Source organism: Chromobacterium piscinae (genome assembly GCF_021129175.1).
GTDB lineage: Bacteria > Pseudomonadota > Gammaproteobacteria > Burkholderiales > Chromobacteriaceae > Chromobacterium > Chromobacterium piscinae.
In genome coordinates this window covers 1-3,762 of sequence record NZ_JAJOHV010000005.1, presented here as the reverse complement: position 1 = coordinate 3,762, position 3,762 = coordinate 1, and the positions used below count along the sequence as shown (strand labels likewise).

Sequence of the window (3,762 nt, the reverse complement as noted above, 5' to 3'; positions counted from 1 at the left end):
CGGCTTCGCCGCGGCGGAGGCAGGGACCGGGCGGCAGTATCTGCAATTGCTTTACCACCACCTGGCGATCGACCACACCACGCTGGAGCGGTTGCTGGACGAAGTCCGGCTGTTGCAGCAAGGGCAGGGCGCGTCGCTGCCGCCGTCGCTGCCGTTCCGGCAGTTCGTGGCGCAGGCGCGGCTGGGCGTGGGCGCGGCGGAGCACGAAGCCTATTTCCGCGCGCAGCTGGGCGAAGTGGAGGAGCCGACCTTGCCGTTCGGCCTGCAAGGCTATTTGGGAAATGGCGGCGACATCGAAGAGGCGCGGCTCAATCTGTCGACAGAGCTGGCGGGCCAATTGCGGCAGCAAGCGCGGCGTCTGGGCGTCAGCGTGGCCTGCCTGGCCCACCTGGCCTGGGGCCAGGTGCTGGCGCGGGCGTCGGGGCGGACGCAAGTGGTGTTCGGCACGGTGCTGTTCGGCCGGCTGCAAGGCGGGGCGGGGGCAGATCGGGCGCTGGGGCTGTTCATCAACACGCTGCCGCTGAAGCTGGAGATCGGCGCGGCGACGGCGCGGGAAGCGGTGAAGCAGACGCAGCAGGCGCTGACTTCGCTGCTGCGGCACGAACACGCGTCGCTGGCGCTGGCGCAGCGCTGCAGCGGGGTGGCGGCGCCGCAGCCTCTGTTCAGCGCCTTGCTGAACTACCGGCACAGCGCAGAAGAGAATAGAGACGCGCCGATCTGGGAGGGCATTGAAACGCTGGTGGGCGAAGAGCGGACCAACTACCCGCTCATCCTGTCGGTGGACGATCTGGGCGCCGGCTTGGCGCTGACGGCGCAGACGCTGGCGAGCGTGGGGGCGGCGCGGGTGTGCGCGATGATGGAGACGGCGCTGGCGTCGCTGGCGGCGGCGCTGGCGGCGGACAGCGGCGAGGCGGTGCGCAGACTGGACGTGCTGCCGGCGGCGGAGCGCCGGCAACTGTTGGAGACGTTCAACGACACGGCGTCGGACTACCCGCGCGGCGAACTGATCCATCGCTTGTTCGAAGCGCAGGCGGCGTCGCGGCCGGAAGCGGAAGCGTTGCGTCACGGCGAGGCGAGCCTGAGCTACGGCGAATTGAACCGGCGCGCCAACCAGCTGGCGCATCGTCTGATCGGTTTGGGGGTGGAGCCGGGCGACCGGGTGGCGCTGGACCTGCCCAGAGGAGCGGATCTGCTGATCGCCATCGTCGGCGTCCTGAAATCCGGCGCGGCCTATCTGCCCTTGGATGAGGGCCTGACGGCGGAGCGGCGGCAATGGTTGCTGGCCGACAGCGGCGCGAAGCTGTCGGTGGACGCCGCCTGGCTGGCGACGCCAGGGACGTGGCCGGAGGAGAGCCCGGCGGTCGCCGGCGACGCGGAGAGCGTCGCCTATCTGATGTACACCTCCGGCTCCACCGGGGAGCCCAAGGGCGTGCTGACGCCGCATCGCGGCATCACGCGGCTGGTCTGCGGCAATCGCTACGCCGCGTTCCAGGCCGACGACCGCATCGCCTGGGCGGCCAATCCGGCCTTCGACGCCAGCACCTTGGAAATCTGGGGCGCGCTGGCGCATGGCGCCAGCCTGGTGGCGATCGATAAGGACACGCTGTTGAGCGCCGAAGCGCTGGGAGCCCGCCTGCAACGCGACCGCATCACCATCCTGTGGCTGACCGCCGGGTTGTTCCAGCGCCATGCCCGAGGCTTGGGCGCCGCCTTGTCCGGCTTGCGCTACCTGATGGTGGGCGGCGATGTGGTCGACCCGCGGGTGGCGGCGCAAGTGCGGCGCGACAACCCGCCGGCGCATCTGCTCAACTGCTACGGCCCGACCGAAACCACCACCTTCGCGGCGACGCACGAGATCGGCGCGGAGGCGGAGACGGCGGCCAGCCTGCCGATCGGCAAGCCGATAGGCAATACCCGGATTTACATCCTGGACGGCGACGGCCAGCTGGCGCCGCTCGGGGTGGCGGGCGAGCTGTACATCGGCGGCGCCGGGGTGGCGCGCGGCTACCTGAACCGTCCGGAACTGACGGCGGAACGCTTCATCGCCGACCCGTATAGCGCCGATCCGCAGGCGCGGCTGTACAAGACCGGCGACCTGGGCCGTTGGCTGCCGGACGGCAGCATCGAATACCTGGGCCGCAACGACTTCCAGGTGAAGATCCGCGGTTTCCGGATCGAGCTCGGTGAAATCGAAGCCAAGCTGGCGGCCTGCGCCGGGGTGAAGGAGGCGGTGGTGCTGGCGCGGGAGGACGCGCCGGGCGACAAGCGGCTGGTGGCCTATCTGACGGCGCAGCCGGGCGCTGAATTAGAACCATCATCGCTGCGGGCGGCGCTGCTGCAAGAGCTGGCGGAGTACATGGTGCCGAGCGGCTTCGTGGCGCTGGAGGCCTTCCCGTTGACGCCGAACGGCAAGCTGGACCGCAAGGCGCTGCCGGCGCCGGACGGCTCGCAGCTGTCGAGCCGGGCGTACGCGGCGCCGGAGGGCGAGGCGGAGACGACGCTGGCGGCGATCTGGAGCGAGTTGCTGGGGGTGGAGCAGGTGGGCCGCCACGACAACTTCTTCGAACTGGGCGGACATTCGCTGCTGGCGGTGACGCTGGTGGAGCGGATGCGGCAGGCGGGCTTGCACAGCGACATTCGGCAACTGTTCGGCGCGGCCGATCTGGCGGCGCTGGCGAAGACAGTCAGCCTGGGGCCGATTATGGAAGAGGTGGACTTGTTTGCGGCGCCGGTGCTTGGACAATCGGGTGAAATGATTGAGGAAATCGTGTTATGAATTTGAGTTATCTGACTCTGGAACTGAGCCGGCGCAATATCGAACTGAGCCTGACCGAAGATGCCGACAATCTTCATATCCGCGGAGAAAAGCAAAGCTTGAGCCCGGAGTTGTTGCAACACTTGAAGCAGGCCAAACCGGAGTTGATCGCATGCCTGAAGTCGGGAGCCTATCTTGAGCAAGTCAAGCAAATGGATGCTCTGGCGGGAAGCGCCAGACGTTTTGGCTTAGCCTTCAGTCTGGATCAATGGATGTCGATTTGCTCAAGCGTGGCGGGGGGCGTGGCCAATATCCAGGACATCTACCCGCTGGCGCCGTTGCAGGAAGGCATCCTGTTCCATCACCTGCTGGGCGGCGAAGGCGACGCCTATCTGCTGTACGACCTGCTGGCCTTCGACAGCGGCGAGCGGCTGAACGGCTTCCTGGCCAGCCTGCAGCAAGCGGTGGACCGGCACGACATCCTGCGCACCGGGGTGCTGTGGCAAGGCCTGCCGGAGCCGGTGCAAGTGGTGTGGCGGCAGGCGCCGGTGCAGGTGGAGACGGTGGCGCTGGACCCGGCGGACGGCCCGCTGGCGCAACAGCTGGAAGCGCGCTACCACCCGCGGCGCTACCGGATCGACGTGCGCCAGGCGCCGCTGCTGCGCGGCTTCGTCGCGGCTGAGGAAGAGACAGGACGGCAGTATCTGCAATTATTGTTCCACCACCTGGCGATCGATCACACCACACTGGGCTTTCTATTGGATGAAATCCGGCTGCTGCAGCAAGGGCAGGGTACGGAGTTGCCGCCGCCCCTGCCGTTCCGGCAGTTCGTGGCGCAGGCGCGGCTGGGCGTGAGCGCGGCGGAGCACGAGGCCTATTTCCGCGCGCAACTGGGCGAGGTGGAGGAGCCGACGCTGCCCTTCGGTCTGCAAGGCTATCTGGGAGATGGCGGCGACATCGAAGAGGCGCGGCTCAATCTGTCGCCGGAGCTGGCGGGCCAATTGCGG

General features: G+C 68.1%; 2 protein-coding genes. Both read left to right on the top strand.

The annotated features are described in order from the left end of the window. A partial coding sequence (locus LQR33_RS01435) for a non-ribosomal peptide synthetase (protein ID WP_231467139.1) occupies window positions 1-2,776 on the top strand: 2,776 nt, incomplete at its 5' end. Next, a partial coding sequence (locus LQR33_RS01430) for a condensation domain-containing protein (RefSeq protein ID WP_231467137.1) occupies window positions 2,773-3,762 on the top strand: 990 nt, incomplete at its 3' end. The genes LQR33_RS01435 and LQR33_RS01430, both read left to right, overlap by 4 nt.